The sequence below is a fragment of the Blastococcus sp. MG754426 genome, from assembly GCF_021699055.1.
Lineage (GTDB): Bacteria > Actinomycetota > Actinomycetes > Mycobacteriales > Geodermatophilaceae > Blastococcus.
This window is the reverse complement of sequence record NZ_SSXC01000008.1, coordinates 24,508-48,710: the sequence shown is the minus strand read 5'-3', so window position 1 is coordinate 48,710 and position 24,203 is coordinate 24,508. Positions and strand designations below refer to the sequence as shown.

At 66.7% G+C, this 24,203-nt stretch carries 23 protein-coding genes and 1 pseudogene; 15 read left to right on the top strand and 9 right to left on the bottom strand.

The features are described from left to right. Positions 1-14: 14 nt before the first annotated feature. Positions 15-479, bottom strand: coding sequence for a LysM peptidoglycan-binding domain-containing protein (locus tag E9549_RS05485; RefSeq protein ID WP_236825534.1), 465 nt, complete (start codon positions 477-479; stop codon positions 15-17). 665 nt (positions 480-1,144) lie between these two features. Here E9549_RS05485 and E9549_RS24030 point away from each other — a divergent pair. Beyond that, positions 1,145-1,465, top strand: coding sequence for a TauD/TfdA family dioxygenase (locus E9549_RS24030; protein WP_236825533.1), 321 nt, complete (start codon positions 1,145-1,147; stop codon positions 1,463-1,465). Next, complete coding sequence (locus E9549_RS05475) at positions 1,462-2,373, top strand: hypothetical protein (protein WP_236825532.1); 912 nt, start codon at positions 1,462-1,464, stop codon at positions 2,371-2,373. Before E9549_RS24030 ends, E9549_RS05475 begins: the two co-directional genes overlap by 4 nt. Before the next feature lie 14 nt (positions 2,374-2,387). On the opposite strand, the gene E9549_RS24025 is transcribed toward E9549_RS05475, so the two are convergent. Together E9549_RS24025 and E9549_RS05465 are read right to left on the bottom strand one after the other, a co-directional pair. Next, positions 2,388-4,424, bottom strand: a complete 2,037-nt coding sequence (locus tag E9549_RS24025; RefSeq protein WP_236825531.1) for an AAA family ATPase — start codon at positions 4,422-4,424, stop codon at positions 2,388-2,390. Between the two features lie 140 nt (positions 4,425-4,564). Beyond that, entirely contained in the window at positions 4,565-5,224 is a 660-nt protein-coding gene (locus E9549_RS05465) for a hypothetical protein (RefSeq protein WP_236825530.1), read from the bottom strand. Positions 5,225-5,776: 552 nt separating this feature from the next. Here E9549_RS05465 and E9549_RS05460 point away from each other — a divergent pair. The 3 genes and pseudogenes from E9549_RS05460 (at position 5,777) to E9549_RS23190 (ending at position 6,821) form a co-directional block, all read left to right on the top strand. Beyond that, positions 5,777-6,022 carry a DUF2188 domain-containing protein gene (locus tag E9549_RS05460; protein ID WP_236825529.1) on the top strand — a complete coding sequence of 82 codons (246 nt, stop codon included), beginning with the start codon at positions 5,777-5,779 and terminating at the stop codon, positions 6,020-6,022. A 55-nt stretch (positions 6,023-6,077) separates the two neighbouring features. Beyond that, positions 6,078-6,281, top strand: a pseudogene (locus E9549_RS23195) (DUF1883 domain-containing protein); the annotation flags it as partial. 63 nt (positions 6,282-6,344) lie between these two features. Next, a complete protein-coding gene (locus E9549_RS23190; RefSeq protein WP_308113087.1) occupies positions 6,345-6,821 on the top strand; it encodes a toll/interleukin-1 receptor domain-containing protein in 477 nt (158 codons plus the stop codon). 34 nt (positions 6,822-6,855) lie between these two features. Here E9549_RS23190 and E9549_RS05450 read toward each other — a convergent pair whose 3' ends face one another. From E9549_RS05450 to E9549_RS05425, 6 genes are read right to left on the bottom strand one after another with little or no spacing between them, the layout of a single operon-like run. Continuing rightward, positions 6,856-7,545 (bottom strand): hypothetical protein, encoded by a 690-nt coding sequence (locus E9549_RS05450; RefSeq protein ID WP_236825527.1) that lies wholly within the window; start codon positions 7,543-7,545, stop codon positions 6,856-6,858. Beyond that, positions 7,542-8,777: a hypothetical protein gene (locus tag E9549_RS05445; protein WP_236825526.1), complete on the bottom strand. Its 1,236-nt coding sequence runs from the start codon at positions 8,775-8,777 to the stop codon at positions 7,542-7,544. The genes E9549_RS05450 and E9549_RS05445 overlap by 4 nt, the downstream gene beginning before the upstream one ends. A gap of 15 nt (positions 8,778-8,792) precedes the next feature. After that, the gene (locus E9549_RS05440; protein WP_236825525.1) at positions 8,793-9,557 is read right to left on the bottom strand and encodes an ATP-binding protein; all 765 of its coding nucleotides are present in this window, start codon (positions 9,555-9,557) and stop codon (positions 8,793-8,795) included. Beyond that, positions 9,554-11,386: a DDE-type integrase/transposase/recombinase gene (locus E9549_RS05435; protein WP_236825524.1), complete on the bottom strand. Its 1,833-nt coding sequence runs from the start codon at positions 11,384-11,386 to the stop codon at positions 9,554-9,556. The genes E9549_RS05440 and E9549_RS05435 overlap by 4 nt, the downstream gene beginning before the upstream one ends. After that, positions 11,383-12,357 carry a hypothetical protein gene (locus E9549_RS05430; protein ID WP_236825523.1) on the bottom strand — a complete coding sequence of 325 codons (975 nt, stop codon included), beginning with the start codon at positions 12,355-12,357 and terminating at the stop codon, positions 11,383-11,385. Before E9549_RS05430 ends, E9549_RS05435 begins: the two co-directional genes overlap by 4 nt. Next, positions 12,357-13,037, bottom strand: a complete 681-nt coding sequence (locus tag E9549_RS05425) for a hypothetical protein (protein WP_236825522.1) — start codon at positions 13,035-13,037, stop codon at positions 12,357-12,359. Before E9549_RS05425 ends, E9549_RS05430 begins: the two co-directional genes overlap by 1 nt. A gap of 320 nt (positions 13,038-13,357) precedes the next feature. Between E9549_RS05425 and E9549_RS05420 the strand changes: the two genes are divergently transcribed. The 10 genes from E9549_RS05420 (at position 13,358) to E9549_RS05375 (ending at position 24,183) form a co-directional block, all read left to right on the top strand. Next, positions 13,358-13,924, top strand: coding sequence for a hypothetical protein (locus tag E9549_RS05420; RefSeq protein WP_236825521.1), 567 nt, complete (start codon positions 13,358-13,360; stop codon positions 13,922-13,924). A 429-nt stretch (positions 13,925-14,353) separates the two neighbouring features. After that, positions 14,354-16,000 carry a site-specific DNA-methyltransferase gene (locus tag E9549_RS05415; protein ID WP_236825520.1) on the top strand — a complete coding sequence of 549 codons (1,647 nt, stop codon included), beginning with the start codon at positions 14,354-14,356 and terminating at the stop codon, positions 15,998-16,000. An 11-nt stretch (positions 16,001-16,011) separates the two neighbouring features. Then, positions 16,012-18,513, top strand: a complete 2,502-nt coding sequence (locus tag E9549_RS05410; RefSeq protein ID WP_236825519.1) for a DEAD/DEAH box helicase — start codon at positions 16,012-16,014, stop codon at positions 18,511-18,513. A 112-nt stretch (positions 18,514-18,625) separates the two neighbouring features. Then, entirely contained in the window at positions 18,626-19,426 is an 801-nt protein-coding gene (locus E9549_RS05405) for a hypothetical protein (RefSeq protein ID WP_236825518.1), read from the top strand. 272 nt (positions 19,427-19,698) lie between these two features. Next, complete coding sequence (locus E9549_RS05400; protein ID WP_236825517.1) at positions 19,699-20,187, top strand: TIR domain-containing protein; 489 nt, start codon at positions 19,699-19,701, stop codon at positions 20,185-20,187. Next, a complete protein-coding gene (locus E9549_RS05395) occupies positions 20,157-20,645 on the top strand; it encodes an HIT family protein (RefSeq protein ID WP_236825516.1) in 489 nt (162 codons plus the stop codon). The genes E9549_RS05400 and E9549_RS05395 overlap by 31 nt, the downstream gene beginning before the upstream one ends. Further along, on the top strand, positions 20,642-21,073 hold the full coding sequence (locus E9549_RS05390; RefSeq protein ID WP_236825515.1) for a hypothetical protein: 432 nt from the start codon (positions 20,642-20,644) through the stop codon (positions 21,071-21,073). The genes E9549_RS05395 and E9549_RS05390 overlap by 4 nt, the downstream gene beginning before the upstream one ends. 20 nt (positions 21,074-21,093) lie before the next feature. Then, positions 21,094-21,426, top strand: a complete 333-nt coding sequence (locus E9549_RS05385; RefSeq protein ID WP_236825514.1) for a hypothetical protein — start codon at positions 21,094-21,096, stop codon at positions 21,424-21,426. Positions 21,427-22,409: 983 nt separating this feature from the next. Beyond that, positions 22,410-22,637 (top strand): hypothetical protein, encoded by a 228-nt coding sequence (locus tag E9549_RS05380; protein ID WP_236825513.1) that lies wholly within the window; start codon positions 22,410-22,412, stop codon positions 22,635-22,637. A 1-nt stretch (position 22,638) separates the two neighbouring features. Next, positions 22,639-24,183 carry a cation:proton antiporter gene (locus E9549_RS05375; protein ID WP_236825512.1) on the top strand — a complete coding sequence of 515 codons (1,545 nt, stop codon included), beginning with the start codon at positions 22,639-22,641 and terminating at the stop codon, positions 24,181-24,183. Positions 24,184-24,203 lie beyond the last annotated feature (20 nt).

Here is a 24,203-nt window from a genome sequence, read left to right as displayed (position 1 = left end):
CCGACCAGGTGCGCTCAGACCGGGATGCGAAGCACCTGACCGACACGGATCCTGTCCGGGTCGGCCAGGCTGTTGGCCAGGACGATGTTGTCGACCGTGGAGTTGTACTGCTCGGCGAGCCTGGTGAGGGTCTCTTCGGCCATGACCTGGTGAACCGGGTAGCCGGTGACCCCGGCTAGCACCACCACGGGGATTTCGACCAGGTCGGTCCCCTCGGACTCCCCGGACGGGTCGTCGCCGAAGACTCGCAGGACGGCACGCCCGGAGTAGTCGGTGGAGACATCGGCCTGGTGGACGAAGGACTCCAGTGAACCCATGGAACCGCCTTGGAAGTAGCCCTTGTCAACGGTGGTGTCGCCGTTGACGAGGTGCCAGCCGTAGCTGGCCTCGAAGGCGGTGCCGATGGCCGCGATCGTGATCTTGTTGCCGATGATGTCGCCGGGCAGAGGCTGTCGGAGCTGAATGCCGTACGGATTCACAAGGGTCTCCTCTTCGAAGTTCAGAGCCGTCAGCCGACTGGACTCACGGCAAGTGGTGCTGCGGCCCGGAGCATGCCCGCGCCCTCCGACATTTCGGGAACCACGTCGCGCAAGTGGGTCAGCAGGAGTCCTGCGATGCGACGGTGCTTCAAGACCTTCGGCACCACTCCCTTTATTCGGCGCCCTCCCTAGGACGTATCTATCTGGGCCACGGGGGCAAGAATCCGCACGTTGCAGGCCGATCGGCGGTCACCGCCGCCCCGTCTCACCTGCCGCAGGTGCGACAGGATGAGGGCGCGACCTGCGCAGAGTGGAGACCGATGACCGACCTCAGCGAACTGACCGAGTGTGCGAGGCGGTCAGGTTGGGCTGTTGGCTCGATGCGGCTAGGCAGCGTGCTCGTGCAGGCCGACGCCCGGGGTTGGGTCGAGGTGGCGACTCGAAAGGGCGACCCGGGCGTCAGCGTGCTCCGGCCTACGCCGTCCGAGGACGCTCATCCTCGCTCGTTGAGCGCAACGCATGGGCTAGGCGAACAGCCCCTCCACACTGACGGGGCCCACCTCCCTGTCCCGCCGGATTTTCTGGTGCTACACGCGTCCAGGCCGAATGGGACGCCTACGCGGGTGTGGAGCCTTCATGCGGCTGCGACCAATCCGGACTACCCGGTGATTCCGCAGCAGCCTGGGCTGCGCGCTGGCCTGTTCATGGTGAGCAGTGGGAAGGAGCGCTTTCTGGCCGCGGCACGCGATGCCGAGGGGTGGCGCTACGACCCCGGCTGCATGAGTCCTTGTGACCAGCGGGCACGAGAGGCAGTCGGCTACTTCGAGTCGGTCGCAGCCAACGCATATTCCCATCACTGGACGGAGCCCGATCAGGTGCTGGTGATCGACAACCGACGGGCTCTACATGCCCGTGCTGCCGTAAGCGCCGCCGACGGCGACAGGGCCCTCACGCGGGTCGCGTACCTCGTCAGGAGCAAGCGATGACGGCGCCGTACGCAGAAGAAGCGCTCTGGATGAAGGCTCGCTTGTTCATGAGTCGCGCGATGGACAGCGATCCGCCGAGGTCCTTCGACGAGCAGGCGCTCTGGGCGTCTCTCTCGCTCGAACTGCTGGCAAAGGCGGCGTTGGCGCGTGTCTCTCCGCTCTTGATCGCCACGCCGAACGAGGAGGGCACGAACCTCTTGATCGCGAGTGGCCTAGTTGAGGGGCAGGCGTCCTTCCATTCCGTTCCAGCCAAGACGGTGTTCACGCGGTGCGCCAGGGCGTTCCACCCCTTCAGCCTGAAGGAAGCAACCACCATCGCGGTGGGACGGAACGAGTACCTCCATGGTGGCGCGGCCACCCTCACTCCCCTTCCCGCTGAGGCTTGGTGGCCCCGGTTCTGGGCGCAGGCGATCATCCTGCTCACCGCCCAGGACAAGGAGATCGAGGACCTCGTCGGGTCGGACCGGGTGTCTGTCGTCGAAGACCACCTGGAGCGGAACCGCGAACACATCCAGGAGCGGCTCACTGCGCTGATCGAGCGGGCGAAGCAGCGCCTGACGCTTCATACCGCCGGACGCATGAACGCCCGCATGGAGGTCGAGTGGAATGCCTTCAACGCCGTTGCTGGCCTATCTCACTCAGGTGAGGCCAGATGTCCTGCCTGCGACGACGTCGGCAGGCTCGAAGGCGAGGACGTGACCTCCTACGAGATCACAGGGGAACGGGTCTCCTACGACGATTACGACGTCTGGGCCCGCCTGACGGTCTCCGCTGACTACTTCGCGTGCGAGAACTGCCACCTGATCTTGGACCGGTATGAACTCGTCGAAGCCTCTGGCTTGCCGACGGAGTTCGAGGACATCGGCGATCCGGCTGACTACTACGAGCGCGAGTACGGCAACGATTGACAGCCCTCGGTCCGCTACTCCGTCGTGGTGATCGTGTTCAGGGCGACCGCGATCGCGGCGGCGGCGTCCAGCGTCTCGGCGGGCACCTTCTTCGGCTCAGCCATGATGCGGTCGGAGAGGGCACGGGCGACCTTCCACTTCTCGAAGTCACCCTTCCCCTTGCGCGCGTACATGGCCGTGGCGCGATCGACGATGTTGGGGATCGCCTTCTCGTCGGCGTTGAACCGGTAGTCGCCGGAGCCGTAGGCGTCCTTGATCGCGGCGAGGTAGTAGTCGTCGGGGAAGAGGTCCTCGATCTCGCCGGTCGGGTTCTGGTCGTGGGTGTGGTCGGCCACGAAGATCGTCCGGTTCTCGAAGCCGAGGGCCCGCTCGACCTTGCCGCCCTCTCTGCGACCTGAGTCGTCGCCGTCGAGCAGTGCGGCGACGCGCACTTGGTGACCGACGAGCATGCTGGCCAGCGGGACCATCTTGGACGCCCCTCCTGCGGGAGTGAGGACGACGTCAGGGTCGAGCGCGGTCCGGCCGGTCATCGCGAGCGCCGTGTCGAGGGCCTTGAGAATCCAGTAGTCGGTCATGCCCTCGACCAGGACCTGGCGGCGGGAGATGAACAGGGACTGGGCGATCGTGTAGCCGAGAGCCGCCTGAAGCGGGAACAGGGCGTCCTTGTCCTTCGGCCAGACATCCTCGGAGACTTTGGTGGTGCCGGTCGTCGGGTCTTCCCAGACCGGGCGAATCTCTTCCAGGTGGTCGCCGTCGATCATGAACGGCGAGTGGGTGCTGTAGATGACCTGGTTGTCGGCGCTGATCTTCCGCAGGAACTCGATGATCTTCGCCTGAGCGGTGCCGTGGAGTGAGTTCCCCGGCTCGTCGAGCAGCAGGATGCTGTTGGCGTGCTGACCCTCGGCCTCTACGAGGAAGACCAGGAAGAACGAGAAGAAATACTGCATGCCCTGACTGCGCTGATCGAGTTCGATCGGGCTCGGGTCAAGGTCATCGGAGACCCAGACGCGGAAGAACTCACCGTCGAGGCGGTACTGGAAGCGGTGTCGGCGCTGGAGCCACCATTCGCTGAACCTGCGCGTCATTGCCTCGCCTGCGGATGACGTGAGGATTGCGCGCTCGTCGGCCCGCCGCTGGAGTTCCTCGTGCGCCGGAGGGTTGTGAGGCTGCGGGGCCGTCGGGATCAGGTCGTGCAGTTGCTTGGGGTCGAGGTTGACGTGCTGGAACAGGCACCTGGTCGTCCGGACCCGCGGCTGGTTGGGAGCGCTGCTCAACTGTGAGATGAACGTCGGGATGTGGATCGCACTGTCGAGGACGTCGTACCGGTCGAAGTAGATGAACTGCGGCATGTTGTTCACGACCCATGAGCGGGCCGTGGGCAGTCCTGCCCGGCTGCGGGCCTCGGCCAGCAGGGGTCGGAGCGCACCCGTCAGCGGCGCCAGGGCGGTCTGGTGCCACTGCTCGGTGATCTTGGAGGTGACGACCTTCAGCAGTCCCTCGATGCCGTCCGTCGTGGCCCAGCCGGTGGTCGGGAGTGACTGGATTCGGGTGGACAGGTCCTCGGTGAGCGACTCCTTGAGCGGGCCGAACTCCTCCCCCTTCCCGTCGGGCGCGAACGACTCGGAGAAGGCGTCGAGGGCGCCCACCGCGACAGTCCGGAATCGATGAGCCTCCACGGCACTCTGTCCCGGGTGTGGCGTGAAGCCCACCAGGTAGGTGTTGTCGTACTTGCGGGTGACCTCGACGCTCCTGACCTCGGCGAGCAGCGGTGACTGCTCAGCCAGGGCCTCTCGCTCGTCGTCGTCCAGGAGGAAACGGACGCTGCCCACCGGCGCGTCCTCGTCGTACTCGTCGCTGTACCGGCTGCGCGGGAACTCGCGGAGACCGTCGTACTTCTCCCCGTCCGACGGGTTGACCTTGGACAGGCCGCGCAGGATCGCGGACTTGCCTGCCTCGTTCTTGCCGACGAGGACGGTCAGGTCGCGAGCGCTTACCCATCCGGTGTCCGCGATGCGCTTGTAGTTCTGGACCCGGAACTCCTGGAGCCGCACGTCTCACCCTTCCGTCAGGACCCGCACCCACGGGCGTCCGCCGACGGTAGGCGAAGGGTCCGACATTGATGGGGCCGTGACGGCGCGAAGGTCAGGGTGAGTAGGTGGGACGCGCGTTCCGCGCACCGGTACCCGCGGGGCTACAGCGGCTTGAGGGCCTGGGTGACGCTCTCTTCGAGGTCTTCGACGTGGGTGGCGCGGAGGCTGTTGTCTTGCTTGAGGCTCCAGACGGTGTAGCCGGTCTGGTCGAGTTGTTCGACGTCCTTGTTCCAGTTTCCGGGGAGACGAAGCGGACCCAGAGACGACCGGCGTTGCCCTTGGGCGGGATGATGGAGAGTAACTTGCGGCCGGTCTTCTCCTTGAGCAGGTGGGGCGCTGTGGTGTCGAGTGCGTACACATCGCCGTCGAGCAAGACGAGGAAGTCTGGGTAGAACGTCTTCGTGGCTCCGAAGGTGATGAGGGGAATCCCGTAACCGCTGCGGCTGGGGTTGCGGCAACCAGTCGTAGTCGGTGGCGTCCAGCGCCTTGGCGAAGGCTCTCTCCAGATTATTGAGGTCGCTGTAGCCCTCGTGGAGGCTGTTCTGGAACGGCACCATGCTGTGCAGACGGTTCAGGACGTCGCCGACTTCGTAGGGATCGAGGCGCTTCTGCTTGAGCAGGACGCTGTCGATGGAGGTGTCGACGCCCTGGTGGGCCAGGTTCAGGACCTGGTGGTAGGCAGGGCTGTTGAACCCGATGAGAGCGTCGAACTTGGCTGCGTCTGTGGGGGCAACTCCCAGCGCTCCGGCGAAGCGGCGCATCACCTCTCACTGGAAAATCCAGCGCGCCGACACGCGGTTGGTGTGCTCGAACTCCTCCCAGACGAACTGCGTCTCGCCGCCCTGACCGATGTTGCGTTTTACGAGGGCTCGTCCGCCGGTGGCTTGGGTGTTGGTGCCGTTGTCGTGGCGCCAGTCGCTGAAGGTGTCGAGGAGCCCTCAGCAGCGTCTATTCAGCAACCGCATGGCTGTCGGCCAGGCGGCGCGGCCCTTCAGCCGTAGTCGGGTCGCGTATGTTGGATGAACGGGTTGCTGACCTGAGCAAACGGCTCCAGTCAGGCCGGGGGAAAGATCATTACAGTCTCGTTTGCGGTCTCGTTCACGTGAGTTTTCTCAGCTGATGACGGCTGTCACGAGTAGTGCGCAGCATTGTCACGAATAGTGCATGACGTTGTCAGCGATAGTGCACGGTGCTGTCATGAATAGTGCACGGCGCCTGCTGGCAGCAATGACGTAAGAAACCGAGGGGCGAAGTCCAAAGATGGACTTCGCCCCTCGGCGTTCTGCTCCCGTTCACGTACGGAAAGGGCACTCATGAGTAACGACAACCGGCGCCACGTCGTGCCGAGTAAGACCGGCGGTTGGGACGTCAAGAAGCCCGGGGCCGAGCGTTCAAGCGCGCACGCTGACACGCAGGCGCAGGCGATCGCGCGCGCCAAGGAGATCGTCGGTCGGGCCGGTGGTGGCGAAGTCCGCATCCACGGCCGCGACGGCGCCATTCGTGACTCCGACACCGTGGCGCCAGGCAACGACCCGTACCCACCCCGCGACAAGCGGTAGACGGGTCATGCAGCACCTCTACTACGACCTGGGGTAGCAGAAGAAGGGGGCGACCGCGGTCGTCACCCTGGACAAGCAGGCCAACGTCCAACTCATGACGTCGTCGGCTTACCAGTCCTACAAGTCCGGTAGGCAGTACCGCTACCACGGCGGACTAGCCAAGCAGTCTCCAGCCCGCATCCCGATCCCTAGCAGTGGGCGATGGGTGGTGGTGGTTGACCTCGGCGGCCACCGGGGCAGCGTCCGCGCTGGCGTTCAAGTCCAAGCGCCGCCGCGGGGAAATCTCCCCACGCTGCGGCAGCACGACAGCCCTGCTGCCGATGTGCTGGTTCGCGAACCCATCGAGCCGCAGGGTGATGTCCTTGGAGGCCAGACATGGGACGTCTTTTTGTCTCATGCCACTGAGGACAAGGCGTCGGTCGCGCTGCCGTTGCGGAATGCACTGACCGAGCGCGGGGTGACAGTCTGGCTCGATAAGACCGAAATCAAGATCGGCGACAGTCTTCGCCGCAAGATCGACGAGGGCATCAGGTCGAGCCGGTACGGCGTCGTCGTGTTGTCCCCGTCGTTCTTCGCGAAGGGTTGGACCAACCTGGAACTTGACGGTCTGGTGACCAGGACCGTCGCAGGGGAGCAGTCCATGCTGCCTATCTGGCACGAAGTCAGTGCTGAGCAAGTCCGCGGGTACAGCCCCTCGCTTGCCGACAAGCGAGCCCTGAGCACCGGCGAGTTCGACATCGAGGAGATGGCTGACCAGATCGCGGCGGCCGTGCTGGGCACCTCTGAAGAGGACGACTGAGGCGAGCCCCCCGGGCGAGCCTGCTGGTCGTTGATCACCGGCTGACGTCGAAGGCGTAGGCGGTGTCGGCGGTGAGTTGCACGCGGTCTCCGACGCCGGTCCTGACCGTGATGGCTCCGCGGTTCGCGAGCGCGCCGAGTTGCATCATGCGATCGGTGGAGGTGTCGGTCGCCGAGAGGGTGCCGCGGTAGGCGGCGTAGAGGACTCGTGCGGTGCCTTGGTGGAGCCCGTCGTCGGCGTCCTTGTACGAGTTCAGGCGGTTGACGGCGTGTGTGGCGCGCTTGTCATCGGCGCGGATGCAGACGCCCATGCTGTTGCGGTGTATGCGTAGGCCAATCGGGTTGAGGCGGGCATCGAGGCCGGTGATGGCAGAGCGGAGCCGATCAGCCTGCCAGCCGAGGGCTTGCGCGAGCCGGTCTTCCGGGTGCATCTGCCTCTGGCTGTTGAGGACCTGAGCGAGGACGGCGACATCGTCACTGGGGGTGTCGTCGGGTTCGTCGGTAGCAGTGGCGTCGAAGAGGTCCCCCATGGACATGCCTGCTTCGGTCGCGGCGCGGCGGATGTCGGCGATGCTGACGCTGCCGTTCACTTCGTCGCGGAGCAGCATGCCGCGGACGGCGCTGTCACCGAGGCCGGACCGGTTCGCGTAGGCGCGGTCGCTGAGTCCTGCGCTGAGTAGGCGCTCACGGAGCGCGGCACCGTTGACCGGGACGGTGGCGGTCATGCTGCCTCCCCGGTCTGTGAGTCGGTGGACGGAACTCCGGCCAGCCTGGTTCCCACGAGGGGGAGGAGTGCGACCCCGAGGCTGTCCTGCCAGCGGTCTGTCTTCCTCGCCTCCGAAGGGACATGGTTGCTAGGCGCGGGGAGGTTCAGTTCGGCGCCGAGGCGACGCAGGGCATAGGTCACGTACGCGCGCGACTCGGCTATCAGCAAATCGGAGGCCGTCGCGCCGGTGATCAGTCGGTAGTTGCGCTGTGCGCGGAGGTACACCTTGGCGTCGTCGAGCAGGGGGAGATGGTCGACGCCGGTGAGGTCCCCGTCTGGAGTTACTTGATCGAGGCGGACGGCGTGGATCTGTTGCTTGCTGAGGTTGGCGTCGTAGAGGACGGCGGCGGCGGAGCGCCAGGCGGTCCGGTAGGCGCGCAGCGAGCGGATCTCGGCGGGCGTCATGCGGCGGTGCTCGGCGGCGGAAGTGCCGTGGAGGAGCGTGTCGACACTGACCTTGAGTAACAGTCCGTGGGTGAAGAGGGCGGCCTGGGCCGCGCGAGCGATGGTCAGCGCTTGTCCAGGGGTGCGGTGTTGAGCGATGAGCGCTGTGAGCGTCGCCGCGGCTTCTTCCGGGGTCGCCGGTGGCTTGTTGGCGATGGCGTGGAAGGTGGCGCGGTACAGCCGGTCGACCAGACTGAACTGCTCCGGATCTAGGACGTCCCGTAGTCGGGCGCGGAAGGCATAGAAGTCTGTCCGCGGCAGGTACTGCGGGAAGTCAACGGGTGCGTCTGGCCGAACCTCGTCCGGGGTTCGTGCCGTCTTTGCGATCAGGCTCGTGAGCGCCGAGAGGTCGGTGACCGTGCCTCCGCGCGCGGCGACCCAGTCAGCGAGGTTCTCCCCGACGGTGTCGTCGCAGGTAAGTACGAGGCTGGCCCCGACGCTGGAGGAGAGATGCTCCAGGTCGTCGAGGGTCTCGCTGCTGGGGATGGTGTCGGCGTGCCGGATGATCACCAGGCGGACATCGTGGGCGGTCAGCCAAGCGCGGGCGTACTCCAGGTCTTCACCATGGCGACGACCGGACCCGTAGACGTCGTGGTTGATGCCGAGCGCGGCGAGCAGGTCTTGGCCGATCACCCAGGCGTGCTTGGTCGGGCGTGCAGTGAACGTGACGACACCCGTGCTCGGGTCGGTCGGCGGCAAAAGCGCACGACTGGATCGACTCGCTGGAAGCGGAACCAGGAACGGCATTCGAACTAGCCTCCTTCAGGACTCGGTCTCAGCAGTTTGGCGCGGCAACTTGCGGCGGATCTGCGCGAAGTCGTCGGCCGTGACCGCGCCAGAGACGTCGAATCGATTGAGCCAGCGGACGGTTTGGACCCAGCGGCGCAGGAGACCGGCGCACGCCGCTTCGTTGTGCTGTGCGAGCAGTCGAGTGGGGGTCGCGGCGAAGCGGACATCGAGGCGCTGCACCGCATCGATCAGTTCAGTGCCGCGCAGGGCCGCGAACGTGACCTCGCCCATGATCCGGCTGTGCAACTGGGGGTGCTTCTGGGTTGCAGCGAGGACGCCGGTTCCGACGACTCCGAGCCCGAATGCGTGGCTGCTCTCTTCGTAGAGCCAGACGAGTTCCTGCAACGCGTGCGGCTTCGTGTTCTGCAACTCATCGACGATGAGAATGCCTCCCCAGGCTGGAAAGAGCCGCAGAAGATCGTCCTGCATCTGTACGCGGGTGCCGGTGTGCTGAATCCCCGTGAGAGCCAGATGCGTGTACCGCAGCAGGTCCAGCGGCCGGGGGTTGCCGGGCATCGTGACGACAGCGCACGGACGGTCCGCGTTCTGGGCGACATACCGGGCGCAGGTGGTCTTCCCAGTGCCGGGTGGGCCGTCGAAGGCGACGATGTCGTTCCCGCTGAGGACCGCCTGCGCGGTCACGTACCCGTCGGCGAAGAACGGCGTCTGTACGAGTTCTGTCTCCAGGCCGAGCGCGACGGTCTGATGCCGAAGCACGCCTTGGGAGGCGATGGTCACTGGTGCTCCTCTTCGTCCTGGGTGAGTGCCTCGCTGGCGCCGCTGCTGTTGATTGGGCGAGCGCAAGCGTCGGTCGAGCGCTGCGTGTCGGCTGCCGTGAGCGCCTGGGGAGGCAGCGCGCTGCCGTACTTCGCTGCCAGCCGCGCGGTCGCCTGCCGCGCCGCGTCGTCCTCCTTCGCGGGAGACGTCGCCGGGACCCGTGGCGCCGGTGGCCTTCCGGTGCTCTTGCGGGGCGACCGCGCCCGCGGCTTCTTCGGTTCCGAAACCTCATCGGAGTCGGTCGGTTCCGCGAGGGCGATGGGCTCTACCGCCGTCGGCTCGGAGTCGTGGCGGTTCACGAACGCGGCGCGATCTTCGCTGCCGTCGTAGGAGGTGTCTTCGTGGCCGTAGGTCGCTCCGGCCTGGCTGCCTGCCGCGATCTGGTGGCGGTAGTGAATGACACCCTTCTCGATGGCCTGGAACTCGCGTTCCGTTTCGGCGCGTTCGGCCAAGAACGGCGCAACCTGCTCGCGAGTCATCAGGTCGGCCCTGGTCGCCCGGCAGACCCACTCATTGTCGAGGTCGAAGACTTCGATGAAGTCGCGGTTGGTCGGCAGGTAACGGATGAGGTAGCGGTGTCCATACTTCAGACCGGTGCCGAAGTACGAGTTGCCGTCGAAGTTGAGGCCGTTCTTCGTCCACACGTAGGTGAGGTCACCGCTGGTCATCAGGGACGTGCGGTACTCGACGAGATCGAGATGGCGCTGTTCGGTCGGGTCGGTGGCGAAAGCGTCGAGCCGGGTCCGGCCGTGCTTCTTCATCCGGATCGTCGTGTTGATCTCGTTGACGGTGTCCTGCAAGAGGTCAGCGAAAACCGACCAGCCGAAGACGTTCTCCGGCTTGGTGTCTTCGGGCAACTTGGCGGCATGCCGGGAGGCTCCGGTGCGGATCTTCCCGGCGTTGGTGGCGCCGGGTGCACGGTTCGCGAGCCGCTTGTTGAGCAGCCCGAGGGCGCGCTCGGCGATCCCGTTCTGCCAGGAGGAGTAGGCGGCGGTCGGTGCGAGAATCCAACCGAGCCGCTGAACGCCTTCCCGCATGCTCGGGCCGAAGTGCTGGGCGGCGTTGTCGCAGACGACCTGTTCGGGTTGGCCGCCGACGGTGACTCCGAGGTAGTCGCGTTCGGTGCCGAACTCGACCAGCGCTGCGGCGACCATGTCGCCGTTCACGTGTGTCTTCCACGGCACCGCGTGCAGCAGGCTGCTGTAGCCGTCCACCACGACGGTCACCTGTGGCCTGATCGGAGACCGGTGCTTGTGGGACGGCCACACCCACAAGTCCATGATCGTGTGGTCCAGGTGCCAGGTGTGATTGCGGTGCGGCGCAGTCCAGGACAGGTAGGCCCGGTTGTTGACCAGGCCCGGGTATCCGTCGAGCGCGGCAGCAAGCAGGGTCGGGTTCGTGCGCTCCCGCATGGCGCGGGCGAACGTCTCGTACGAGCAAGTGATCAGGCCCGCCTCCTCCAGCAGGCCGTGGGCGGAGTGCATGTCCTGTTCCTGCGCGACCACGGTCAGGTGCTCGACGGTCGGCTCGAACCGCTTCCGCTCGGGCTTGGGGGTGCCGTCGGCGAGCCGGGGGTCTTTGAGCCACGTGTAGACGGCACGCGGAGACACGCCCCACTTCTCTGCGACGGCCTTGACGTGAGCGCCGAGCGGGCGGCCCTCCGCGGTCAGGCGGCGCAGTTGCGCGACGGCGGCCTGCCGGTCCGACCAACTGGGCCGACGCCGTGTCGCCCGAGCCGACGCGCCCTCGCGGTGGGACCGCGCGGCGTCCAGGCGCCGGGAGCCGGTCATGCCGCAGCCTTAGTGCCGAACGCCACCGGAGCCAGCGGCGAGTTGTGCAGCGACTCCACCAACCCCTGCGGACTGACGTAGATGCAGGAGCGCAGGTGGCTCAGCGTGATCACACGAACCCCGGCGAACCGGTCGCCGTACGCGGCGATGCCCGCGTCGAGATAGCGGTGAACCTGTGTCCAGGTGTCCTCGTCGAGCGTCGCCTGCACGTGCCGCCAGGTCTTGATCTCGTCGAAGAAGACACCCATTTCCGGGTCGTCCCAGGCGAGGTCGACGCGCCCGCCTCCGGCTGCCAGTTCGGCGCCCAGGAACACCGCGGGGCTGGGCGGCATGAAGTGCGTCAGGTACTGCGTGGCCATACCGGTCACCCGGATCCGGGCCCTGTCCAACCGGCCGAGGGACCGGTCCTTGACCGTTGCGCCGACGGTCTCGGCGATCAGCACGCGAAGGGCGCGCCCGTCGAGAGTCTGTGCGCTGGAGGCCAGCCGCCCGGCGATCGTGTGGGTCAGGACACCGATCTTGCTGTCCCACGCCCGGCTGTCGTGAGTCTGGGTGGGCTTGTCGCTGTAGATGGGGACGGGCAGTCCGGCGCGGGCGTAGAGCGCCTGCATGGTCAGCCGCGGAACGGAGAGGGCGGGGGATTCTGAGTTGTTGCTATGGGGGGTCATGGGCGCTCCGCTCAAATAGACGGGTGGGCGCCCCTGACCTGACTGATCAGGCGAATGGGGAGGCGTCAGGGCAGGGGTATGAGCCCGCCCATGCGAATGTGAAACCAGCGCATGAATCCTGTTGATCGCATCGCCGTGCCCCCTTTCCGTCTCAAAAATGGCTTCGAACTGAGGCGCACCGTAAATGTCCTGGACGGCATGCGCCATGTCTCCGGAGGCAGGCTTCCCCCGGGCGAGGTAGACCCGCCGCGCCGCGTCGTCGTCGTGCCCCGAGTCCAGCGGCGTGCTGATGCTCGTAGTCATCAGGCGTCCTTCTCGGCGACAGAGGGGGTCAGCGCCATGCTCGGCGACGCCGCAGCCAGGCTCGGCACCTGAAGCGCCTGCAGCCGGATCAGCCCGCAGCACCACGGGTCGAAGTCGTGTCCGCTGTGCTCGTCGTTCGGATCCCCCGTCCTGGCCTGCCGGTACGAGGCGTTCAGCCGGTGGCCGACAACGGCCTGCCTGCTGAAGGTGTGCTCGAACTGGCTGTACGAGCGAAGTTCCTCCAGTGCGTGCTCGAACCAGTTGTCGAACGTCTCGGGGTCGGCATGCAGGTCGGGCCCACCCAGCAGCACCCCGATTGCCGCCTCGTGCACCGGGTGCAGTCGTGCATCGGGGCTGCGACGCACGACGCGGATCTCCTCACCCCAGGGCAGGGTGGCCAACTCGTCGTCGCTCAAGACCGAAGAATCCGGAATGCTGATCGTCAGCAGTTCCGTGTCTTCTCCGACGAAGTCGAGCAACTCCCAGACCGATCCGTCCTTCGGCGGGTAGGACATCGCGGGGTTGCTGACCATGGCGTCGATGAGCACGCCCAGGTGGATGTCCACCAGCGTGTACAGCCAATAGCGCGCGAGGTGGCTGCCGTGGGCGACCGGCATCTCGGTGCGGGCCAGTTCGAACGTGAACGGCAATCCGTCGCGGACCGTGAAGTGCTTGACCATCTGTGACTCCTGCGTATCTGTGAAGTCAGCGGGATCGCTGACGGCCAACAGGAAATCGCCCGGATCAGACACGTAACGGTGAAAGTGCCATCGAGTGCCACGTGGACCGTCCGAGCAGGTGGCACTCGACGGCACTCGACGAAACGAGCGCGCGCCCGGATGGAAGCCTGTCGATGGCAGTTATCCGCGAACGCGCAGGTCCGGTGGTCATTTAGGGGGAGAGGGGGCTGTGGACCGTCCAGCAATAAGCCGAAGTGGCACTCGACGGCACTTTCATGGCACTCGACGTGTCCGGACGGAACGACGAGAGGACTTGCGCAGTGACGATCAGGCAGGCCGGTGTGCCACTCGACGACTCGATACCGCTCGATTCGCGGCCTTCGCAGGGCGAACCGATCCGTTCGCTGGAGGAGATCGGGCGCCGTACCGTCCTCGCCCGCGTCGCCGCCGACAAGACCCGCTGGTGCCGGTGCTGCGACACCACCGCCGCCTCCGGTCCGACCTCCGCCTATTGCCCCGAGCACATCCGGCAGCGCAATCCGCTGCTGAAGCGGCTTCGCCGCCAGGCCGAGCGCGAAGCCGCCGAAGCAGCCTCCGCCGCAGCCCCGACCGCCCCGGTCGTCCCGAACGGCATGGTCCTGGTGCCTCGGGAGGCGCTACGGCAGATCGGCGTCCGAGCCGCCGCCATGGCCACGCACATAGCCCGCGCCTCCCGCCACTACCACGTGCTTCAGCAGGAAGGCCGCGATCCGGTCTGGCTCGACAACCTCATGTGGAGCGCCAAGGAACTGGACGCCGCCATCTCCAGCGGCATCCTCAACGGAGACGTTCTCCCGCCCCACGTCGCCCGGCCCCAGCCAGCCAGGCAGCAACCCCGGACCGCCTGACCGCGACGCTCACTCCGCGCGGTTTGTCGGTGACGCGGGATACCGTCCGGCCCGTCGGACCGGCGACGTCGGCTCGACCATGGGGCCGAAGGTGATGACAGCACCCTCGGACCCTGCGGGGGGCTCGGACCGGATGACCGACGGCCCGAACCTTCGAGCCAGCCTTCGTTGGCTCGAACCGCCGCGCTCGGCTCCGTTGGTCGGGGTCGCAGCGCGGCGCGCCCGCACTGCTCCACGCCCCCGCCGGAGTGGCGCAGGCAGGATGTGTCCCATTGGACCAGGCCGTGGACTGTCGTAGTCGACCTACATGATCAGGGACAGGAGCGGCCTGCGTCGGCCGATACTCCTGTACGGGGCGCCCGTGGAGGCGCTTGGCCTTCGAAGGGACGGCGGAACAGTGCAGCAGGCCACGGCGGGCGCGAGGACTTCGTGAGCACGATCCGCAACCAGCGCCTCAAGGGCCAACTCGAACTGACCTGGACCAACAAGGACCAGCGGCTGCTCTCGCACGGCGAGGACACCTACGAGTGGACGACGCCGGATGACTACCGTGTCAGCGAGGTCCGGCTGCTCCACGACATCGCCACGGTGGGTGAGACCCGCAAGGACGCCGAGCGTGCCAAGGACAACCTGCTCATCCGCGGTGACGCCCTCCATGCGCTGACTTCCTTGAAGGAGTTGCCGGAGTTCGCGGCCGAGTATCGCGGCAAGGTCCGACTCGCCTACATCGATCCGCCGTTCAACACCGGGCAGATGTTCGAGCACTACAACGATGCTGTCGAACACAGCGTCTGGCTCACTCAGATGCGCGACCGGCTTACGCAGATCCACGAACTGCTCGCTGACAACGGCAGCCTGTGGCTGCATCTCGACGACTCCGAAATGGCCTATTGCCGCGTCATCCTGGATGAGGTTTTCGGTCGCCAGAACTACGTCGGAACGGTCGTGTGGGAGACCGACGCGGGCCGCCGCAACGACACCGACATCAGCACCGTGCAGGACTACATCCTGGTTGTCGCCAAGGACAAGAGCATCTGGCGCAAGCAGCGCAACCTCCTGCCGCGCACGCCGGAGCAGGAGAAGCGCTACCGCAACCCCGACAACGACCCTCGGGGGCCGTGGCTCCAAGGGGCAGACAGCACGGCTCGCTCCGGGTCCGACGCACTGCGCTACGAGGTCACGCTGCCATCTGGCCGGACGGTGGTGCCGCCGAAGGGCGTCTTCTGGCGGTTCTCGCGGGAGAACTTCGACCGTGCACTGGCCGAGGACCGCGTGTACTTCGGCAAGGACGGCGACGGTATGCCGATCGTCAAGCGCTACCTGTCCGAGGTGCAGGGCGGGGTGGTTCCTCGCTCCCTGTGGCTCGCCTCCGAAGTGGGCAGCAACATGACCGCCAAGCGCGACCACCTGCGCAAGATGTTCCCCGACCTGCCCGCGTTCGCCACGCCCAAGCCCGAGGGCCTACTGGAGCGCGTCATCCACATCGCCACCGACCCCGGTGACATCGTTCTGGACTGCTTCGCCGGATCCGGAACCACTGCCGCGGTCGCCCACAAGATGGGCAGGCGATGGGTCACCTCAGAGTTGAGCGCCACGAACCTGGCGGACTACACGCGTCCTCGCCTGGAGAAGGTCGTCAACAACGAGGACCCCCGCGGCATCACCGCATCGATCGGATGGCAGGGCGGCGGCGGCTTCCGGGTCATGGAGGTCGGGCCGTCGATGTTCGAGGCCGACGAGGACGGCGGCATCCTGCTCGCCGAGTGGGCCACCAACGGTGCCTTCGCTGAGGCCGTCTGCGCACAGTTGGGCTACGAGCGGCTCGGCGCGGAGAGCCGCCCGTTCAGCGGACGGAAGGGCCGCATGCGGCTGGCCGTCGTAGACGGGGTCGCCGGGGACACCGAGGTCGACTTCCTGGTCTCCCACCTCGCCGAGGGCGAGCGCCTCACCCTGGTGGCGAAGGCCGCGACCGAAGACGCCCAGGACCGGCTCAGGACCCTGTCACCGGGCAGTCGCCTGCGCACCGCACCGCGAGACCTGCTCCGCGTGCGCTCTCACGGGAAGGCCGCCCGATGACCCTCCTCCCCATGGACACCGACCTCATCGAAGAGGTCGCAGCCCGGCTCCAGTTGCGTGCCCCCAACAAGGCCGCCCTGGAAGCCGTCGCCCGACGCCTGGATGAAGCCGACGAACCGCTCGACGGCGTCTGCGATCTGGCTACCGGCGTCGGCAAGACCTACATCGCGGCAGCCCTCGTGGACTACCTGTACGAGTCCGGGGTCCGGAACATCCTGATCGTCACCCCGGGGACAACCGTCTTCGGCAAGACCGTCAACAACTTCACCCCCGGCCACCCCAAGTACGTCACCGGCTTGGAGGCGAACCCGCTCGTGATCACGAGCGAGGACTTCGACCGTGGCGCGGTCGCGCACGCCCTGGCTGACGACACCCGCCTCAAGGTCTTCGTCTTCAACGTCCAGCAGTTGATCAAGCCCACGCAGAACACCTCCCGCAAGGTCCGCGAGCACGACGAGAACCTCGGCGGCAGCCTCTACGAGCACCTCCAGCAGGTGCCAGACCTCGTGGTGATTGCCGACGAGCACCACGTCTACTTCGGCAAGAACGCCAAGGCGTTCACCGCCGCGGTCAAGGACCTCAAGCCGCTCGCGCTCATCGGGCTCACGGCCACCCCGTCGGAGAACACCACCGACGAGCAGATCATCTACAACTACCCGCTTGCCGCGGCCATCGCCGACGGGTTTGTGAAGATCCCGGTCCTGGTGGCCCGAAAGGACGGGCAGGTCACGCTGCGCCGCCAGTTGGCCGACGGCCTCTTGCTCCTGGAGCGCAAGCGCGAGGCGCTGGTTGCGTACTGCGCCAAGCAGGACTGCGACCCGGTCAACCCGGTCATGTTCGTCGTCTGCGAGAGCATCGACGACGCCAATGAGGTCGCCTCCGAACTGCGCGGGCCGGACATGCTCGGCTCCGACGAGGCCGTCCTCGTCGTCACCAGTGAGTCGCCCGACGAGTCGCTCGCCGCTCTCGACAAGGTCGAAGACCCTGCCAGCCCGGTCCGGGCCATCGTCAGCGTGCAGATGCTCAAGGAGGGCTGGGACGTCAAGAACATCTACGTCATCTGTGCCCTCCGCGCACTGGAGTCCCAGGCGCTGTCCGAGCAGATCCTCGGCCGGGGCCTGCGCCTGCCGTTCGGCTCCCGTACCGGCGTCCCCATGCTCGACAGCGTCGAGGTCCTCTCACACCGGCGCTTCCACGACCTGCTCGCCAATGCCCGCGCGCTGCTGGAAGCGACGTTCAAGGAACGCGCGGAGAAGGTCGTCGCCGAGACCTCCACGGGCCAGGTCAGCGGCACCGCCAGCATCACCGGCGACGAGAACCTCGCGGCGCCGAGCGATGGCCAGGCCGCCGATCCCGTGACCCGCGTCGACGGGATCGTCGGCACCGGCCAGTTGACGATCGCAGGCATCGGCACCGCAGGAGGCAGTGCCGCCGACAGCGAGGGCAGCGTCGGTCTCGTCTTCCAGGAGTTCGAGGACCGCGCCCAGGAGGCTGAGGCTGCCGTCCTGCTGCTGCAACAGGACATGAGCCCGCGCTCCGACGCCCCCCGGATCCTCTTCCCGCGCCTGGACAAGCAGATCCAGCCGCAGCCGTTCACCCTCTCCGACGTCGCCGATGACGACGCCCGACTCCGTGGGCTGAACTACCGGTCCGAGATCGCCAGCCCGCTCGACCGCGTCGGTCTCGTCGCCGAGCGACGAGGTGAAGCGATCGACGTGACGCCGCGCAAGCAGGCCGAAGACATCGCCGCCAGCCAGGAGATGCTGCCGGTCATCGACCTCATCACCGAGATGACCGGCAAGGTCCTGAGCAGCGGTCTCGTCATCCCGGAGACGAAGGAGAAGAACGCTGTCCGACGCCTCATCCGGGCGTTCCTCGCGGGAGCCGGAGTCGACGATCCCGAGACGGCCGAGTGGTCACAGCGTCGAGTCCAGGCGGCCACTGACGCGTTCCTCCACCTGGTCCGGGAGAAGCACAAGAACCGGCCCAGCGGCATCGTCGAGAAGATCGAGCCGATCGGCTACCCGCCCAGCACCCTGCCGTCGATCACCGAGACCCTCGACCGGTACACCGTCCAGAACGCGGCCACCTTCGTCCCCGGCAAGCCCTACACCGGCTGGACCAAGAGCATCCTGCCCGCAGCCGCCTTCGACGCCTACAGCACCGAATACCGGCTCGCCGACCTCCTCGACTCCGCCCCCGAGATCACCTGGTGGGTCCGCGTCCTGCCCAACTACGGCGCCTACCTCAACTACGGCGCCAACCAGCGGTACATCCCGGACTTCATCGCCATCGACACAGACGGCGTCCACTGGCTCATCGAAGGCAAGGCCGACGTTCGTGCCAACGACAAGGACGTCCTCGCGAAGCGAGAAGCCGCCGAACGCTGGGTCCGTCACGTCAACGACAGCGGCGAAGTCGAAGCCGAATGGCGCTACCTATTCGCCACCGAGACCAACGTCAAGCACGCCGCCGGATCCTGGGTCGGACTCAAACAGGTGACCGGGTCATGACTCCCTGCCGAGGGGTCCACTGGCGTATCGAGAACCGCATGAGGGGAACGCAGGGAGCAAGATGAGTCAAGCAAGACCGACCACGGCAGGGCATGCGCTTCACGATTTGCTGATGCGGTTTCGGCAATCCAGCCAAGTCACGGTCCTCAACGGGTGGGTCGACGTGCTCGGTGCCCCCGAAGGAAGCGTCGAGTGGGCTCAGCGCCACGCAGAGGTTGTTGGCCTGTACCAAGGGCTGCTCCAACAGGTATCCAGCCTGCCCGAGGGTGACCCGAACCGGGACCGAGCCCTGCGCTATGCCCCGGCGTGGTACCGCGCCGTCGTCTGGCAGAACCTCTGGCAGAGCAGCCAACAGCGCCCCAGCCAGGTCCTGAGCGACGCTGCACTCGATCAACTCGGGTCGATCGCCGAGATCCTCTCCTACCGTCTCCCCGGAGCAGCCGCTAATCCGTCCGATGAGGCGGTCGCTCGACTCCGACAAGAACTGGAGGACTGGCTCGACCTACTCGCCGAATCAGCCGATGTCCCCCAATCGGCGCGGGAGGAGATTGCAGGCCAGATCCGGCACGTTCTCTGGCTGCTAGACAACATCGACACCTTCGGTGTCGCCCCGGTCGTTCGAGAGGCGCGCACCGTCGTCGGTCGAGTCACCGAAGCGTCGGCAACGCAGGGCTGGGCGAAGAAGTGGACCTCGCGCATCGGGACGCTCGTTGTCGCACTCGGTCTCCTGACCACGGGGTTGCAAGCGACAACGCTGGCATTAGAAGCCGCCCAGGAGACGGTGACCGTCGTCAGCGAGATTGTGAGAGGTGAATCCACGGGCGATGAGGAGCCAACCGACCGCCCAGCCCTGCCAAGCGGCTCCGGCGCCGATCCGGTCGACGCGGAGCAGACGATCACCCTGCATGACTGAGCGCCCGGAGGACCCGTCTACCGACGCGCCTCCGACCGCCCACCCGTAAGGGGTCGGCTGGGTCAAGGAGAACAGGAACCTCGCGGTATCGAGCATGGATGAGTACGGGCGGGGCTGCACGCCATGCACGGGCGCGGTTCGCCCCTCCCGCGAACAGGCAGGTCAAGCCGCTGTGCGCTCGGGATGCCCAGTTCTGTCGGTGCCCTGCTCTAGCGTCCCGACCGTCAGCGTCACACTGCCCGCAGGGCGGTACGGAGCAGAGGAGCACCCGCATGGCCCGATCGTCGTTCGTCAGTTTCCACTACCAGAACGACTACTGGCGGGTCCAGCAGATCCTGCAGATGGGCGCCATCGAAGGGCAGGAAATCCTGCCCGCCCAGAACTGGGAAGCCGTGAAGGCACGCGGCTCCCAGGCCGTCCAGGACTGGATCGACAAGGAGATGGCCTACAAGGGCGCCGTCGTCGTCCTCATCGGCTCCCAGACCGCGTCCCGCGAGTGGGTGAAGTACGAAATCAAGAAGGCATGGGCATCCCGGAAGCCGCTCCTCGGAATCAACATCCACGGACTCAAAGACAAGGACGGGCAGACCTCCACCGCCGGAGCGAACCCCTTCTCCCAGTTCGGCTTCAGCGACAGCAACCAGACCTACGCCGACTTCGTGCCCGTCTACAACCCGACGGGCTACGACAGCACCCAGGTCTACGCCAGCATCAAGAACAACATCGAGTCGTGGATCGCCAGCGGCTACAAGCGGCCCTGACGGTGACCAACGATCCGGACTGCCCGTTCTGCGAGATCGTCACCCACGAGGAACCAGCCCGCGAGGTCCTCCGGACGGACAAAGTCGTCGCGTTCTTCCCGCTCGAACCGGCCACCCTCGGGCACACCATGATCATCCCTCGCGAGCACATCCCCGACATCTGGTCACTCGACGACCAGACCGCCCGCGACCTGACCGACGCCACCCTGCGCGTCGCCCGCGCCATCCGAGCGGCGATCCCGATCGACGGTCTCAACATCATCCAGTCCAACGGCGAGGCAGCCACACAGAGCGTGTTCCACCTGCACGTCCACGTCGTACCCCGCCGTACCGACGACGCGATGGGTCCCATCTGGCCAGCAGAAACCCACTGGAGCGAGGACGACAAGAACGACGCCCAAGTCAGAATCCGTACCGCCCTTGTTCCAGGCGCAGAGGGACGGGACGGCACCCCATGAGCAGCAGCCCCGACGCTCAGGCTTACGACGCCGAGGACCGCAGGAAGCACCTGGACTTCGTCCAAGCGGTCATCGCCCGCCTCTCGCAGTCTTCAGCAACGGCCAAAGGCTGGAGCCTCACTATCGCCGGAGCCGCATTCGGGTTCTCCGCAGTCGTCGAGCGCTGGTACCTCGCCCTCCTGGGCCTGGCTATCATCATCTCTTTCTCGATCCTCGACATGTACTACCTCTACGAAGAACGACTGTTCCGCTGCCTCTACAGCGGCGTCGTCGCGGGAACGGTCCCGCCGTACTCCATGGACAAGAACGTGTTCAAGGACCAGGCGTCGAGGCTGGACACCTACACATCGTGGTCGGTCTTCGGCTTCTACGCCCCGCTTGCGCTCGCCGGTATCTCCGTCACCGGAATCGCAGTCCTGGCCGGATGACCGGATGACCGGAAGCCGCGATGATTCCTGACGCCTACACCCTCACGTTCCTGCTGGTCCTCGCAGAGTTCAACTCCGATGACGGCCATCACTGCATCATGTGGATGGACGAGGAAAGCGCCGACTACTGGGAAGCGCCCTACGCAGGCGCGTGCTGGCCGTGCAAGCGAGTCCGGGATGAGGCCGTCTATCAGGGCCGCCGGATCCCCGGACTCACCGTTCCCGAAGCCCACGCGATCGCCTTCTGGCGCCCCGTGCGGGACGGAGCCGACGCCGCCGCGTTCCTCCACGAGCACGAGGCGTGCGGTAGGACTCCGCTGGCACTCCGGTCACCTGTAACGCTTGATTCCTGAGGCAGGTCGATCGAGTCAGGGACACCCCCGCCCGATCGCTCCGGGGAGCCGCACAGGCGGAAAGCAGGGGCGGCTGGGTCCCGTCCACTACCGGGGCTGCTTTTCGCCGTCTTGCACGCACCCGCGAGGTGACCGCGACGAGTCCTCACGGTTCACCGGCCATCCAGGTCGTCAACGGCGCGGGACAGCCAGCAATGCCGCGAGGGCAGGACGCACGTCCCCGTGGACAGCCGCGAGAGCGGCCAAGCGCTCCGCGTCCCCCTGCCAGCCCGTGTGCCAGGCCACCTGACGAATCGCCTCGGCAGGCGTGCGCCCCCCGATCACGTGCACGCCCAGTGGGCACGAGCAAGACACTTCATCAGGGGAGTAGGTGCCCAGGTCGGCGCCGTTGAGGTGCCCCTGCACTGCTTCAGCGCTGGGCTCTGCCGCACACATGGCTCGATCATCCCGCACGACGGGGAGCGACTCCGTCAGTAGCCGTCCAGACGCAACTTCTTGCTCTGCGCAGGGCCGTGAGATTCGGAGTGACACTCGGATGAGATTCGTCAGCTGATGGCGAGGCCCGCCGGGATGTCCCGCGGATTCCCGCGGAATGTCCCGGCGGGCTCGCCGAAGTGTCAGCGGGTTCGACACCGACGGTCCGCCCACGGGCGGTAGTGATCGCCAACATGGCAACAGCCGTCCAGCCGCCCCGGCCCTCCACGGAGGGCTGGGGCGGCTCTGCATGTGACGTGCAGATCGACCCGCTCGTCACCCGGGAGCGCCGACCTGCGCAGCCTGACCGGGATGCTGCCGTGGGCTCGGTGGGAAGGGGCGGTGCACGGCCGCGTCGACCGATCGACCTTGCGATACCGGCCACGCGAAACGCCCGCTGCGCGATCGTCATGGCGCTCCTGCCGGTGGATCTGTCGGGACAGCCTGGCTGTCGTCACGGCGGAAGCGGATGATTCGGCCGTTCCAGCCGGACGGTCGGATGAGGAGTCATGGGGCGCCACGTGAAGATCCAGGAGCTGATGGGCATCGGCAAGCGCTACGACCTCGGCGTGCTGGGAGGTGGTCAACGGGTGTCTGTCGTCCTGCACAAGGACGGGCACCGGGAGCTGTACGCCTTCGAGAAGTCGGCCGAGGAGCCGAGCGCCGTGCTGGAACTGTCCGACGACGAGTCCCGCATGTTGGGGGCGGTACTGGCCGGCACCTACTTCGAGGACTGACGTGCTGCAGGCTGCGGCCGCCGGCGAGACCGCCGGCTTCGGTGAGAACGAGCTCGTCACCATCGGCGCCGTGCTGCTGCTGGCCGCCCTCCTGGCTCGCCTCGGGCAGCGGCTCAGTCTGCCGACCATCCCGTTCTTCATGGCCGCGGGCATCCTCCTCGGGCCCAGCGTGCCGGGGATCGTGCTGGTCGACGACCCGGTGGACCTCGAGCTGCTCGCCTCGCTCGGACTGATCCTGCTGTTGTTCCACCTCGGGGTCGAGTTCCCGGTGCAGCAGGTGGTCCGCAGCGGGCGCCGGCTGCTGTTGGTGGCCACGGTCTACATCGTGCTCAACGTCGGCGCCGGCATCCTGCTCGGGCTGGCCCTCGGATTCGGGGCGCAGGAGGCGCTCGTCATCGGCGGCGCCGTGGGCATCTCGTCGTCGGCGATCGTGACGAAGGTGCTGATCGAGCTGCGTCGGCTGGCCAATGCCGAGACGCCGGTCGTGCTCGGCATCATCGTGGTGGAGGACATCTTCCTGGCCGGTTACCTCGCGCTGCTCTCGCCCATCATCGGGGGAGCGGAGACCCCGCTGGCACTCCTCGGCGACATCGCACTCAGCTTCGGCTTCCTCCTCCTGCTCGTCGTCGTGGCCCGCTTCGCCGCCGGCGCGGTCGCGGCCGTGGTGCACAGCCGCGAGGACGAGCTGCTCGTCATCGGCGCCCTCGGCCTGGTGCTGCTCGTGGCAGGCACCTCCGAGGAGCTCGGTGTCTCTGACGCGATCGGAGCGCTGATGATCGGACTGGTCATCAGCCGGACGTCGTTGAGCGAGAGGGTCGAACGTCTGGTGCGGCCGCTGCGGGACGCCTTCGCCGCGGTCTTCTTCATCGCCTTCGGCGCCAGCATCGACCTCGGGGCCATCGGCTCCGTGCTGGTTCCGGCGCTGATCGCCGGCTGCCTCACCCTGGTGCTCAACCTGGCGGCAGGGGTCTTCGCCGCCCGCGTGTACGGCTACCACCAGCGTGCGGCCGCCAACCTGGGCCTCACGCTGCTCGGACGCGGGGAGTTCTCCCTGATCCTCGCGACCCTGGCCGTGAGCGCGGGGCTGGACGACCGGTTGGCCTCCTTCATCGCTGTCTACGTGCTGCTCCTGGCGGTGGTCAGCCCGCTGGCGGCGGCGAATGCGGCATGGGTGGCTCGCCGCCTGCCCGACCGCTTGTTCCGGGAGAACTTCACCTACGTCCGCGGCGAGACCATGGCCAGTTCCTGCACCCATCTCGACACCGTCCGGCAGGTCGAGCCGAAGACCCCGGAAGGCTGCGAGGAGTGCCTGGAGATCGGGGACACGTGGGTCCACCTCCGGTTGTGCCTGAACTGCGGACACGTCGGCTGCTGCGACGACTCCAAGAACAAGCACGCCGCGGCCCACTTCCGCGAGGAGGACCACCCGGTCATCCAGTCCCTGGAGCCGGAGGAGTCATGGCGTTGGTGCTTCGTCGACAAGATCCTGATCGACCCCGGAGCGACCGGGACGTCCGGAGAGCAGGCGCAGGGAACGCGGACCTGAGGGCGGTTCGGCGACCGGGC

Excerpts from the sequence above, each read along its gene's own strand:
- E9549_RS05475 (WP_236825532.1), top strand. The coding sequence starts at position 1,462 with ATGACGGCGCCGTACGCAGAAGAAGCGCTCTGGATGAAGGCTCGCTTG.
- E9549_RS05465 (WP_236825530.1), bottom strand. The coding sequence starts at position 5,224 with ATGCGCCGCTTCGCCGGAGCGCTGGGAGTTGCCCCCACAGACGCAGCC.
- E9549_RS05460 (WP_236825529.1), top strand. The coding sequence starts at position 5,777 with ATGAGTAACGACAACCGGCGCCACGTCGTGCCGAGTAAGACCGGCGGT.
- E9549_RS05450 (WP_236825527.1), bottom strand. The coding sequence starts at position 7,545 with ATGACCGCCACCGTCCCGGTCAACGGTGCCGCGCTCCGTGAGCGCCTA.
- E9549_RS05445 (WP_236825526.1), bottom strand. The coding sequence starts at position 8,777 with ATGCCGTTCCTGGTTCCGCTTCCAGCGAGTCGATCCAGTCGTGCGCTT.
- E9549_RS05435 (WP_236825524.1), bottom strand. The coding sequence starts at position 11,386 with ATGACCGGCTCCCGGCGCCTGGACGCCGCGCGGTCCCACCGCGAGGGC.
- E9549_RS05430 (WP_236825523.1), bottom strand. The coding sequence starts at position 12,357 with ATGACTACGAGCATCAGCACGCCGCTGGACTCGGGGCACGACGACGAC.
- E9549_RS05425 (WP_236825522.1), bottom strand. The coding sequence starts at position 13,037 with ATGGTCAAGCACTTCACGGTCCGCGACGGATTGCCGTTCACGTTCGAA.
- E9549_RS05410 (WP_236825519.1), top strand. The coding sequence starts at position 16,012 with ATGGACACCGACCTCATCGAAGAGGTCGCAGCCCGGCTCCAGTTGCGT.
- E9549_RS05405 (WP_236825518.1), top strand. The coding sequence starts at position 18,626 with ATGCGGTTTCGGCAATCCAGCCAAGTCACGGTCCTCAACGGGTGGGTC.
- E9549_RS05400 (WP_236825517.1), top strand. The coding sequence starts at position 19,699 with ATGGCCCGATCGTCGTTCGTCAGTTTCCACTACCAGAACGACTACTGG.
- E9549_RS05390 (WP_236825515.1), top strand. The coding sequence starts at position 20,642 with ATGAGCAGCAGCCCCGACGCTCAGGCTTACGACGCCGAGGACCGCAGG.
- E9549_RS05385 (WP_236825514.1), top strand. The coding sequence starts at position 21,094 with ATGATTCCTGACGCCTACACCCTCACGTTCCTGCTGGTCCTCGCAGAG.
- E9549_RS05380 (WP_236825513.1), top strand. The coding sequence starts at position 22,410 with ATGGGGCGCCACGTGAAGATCCAGGAGCTGATGGGCATCGGCAAGCGC.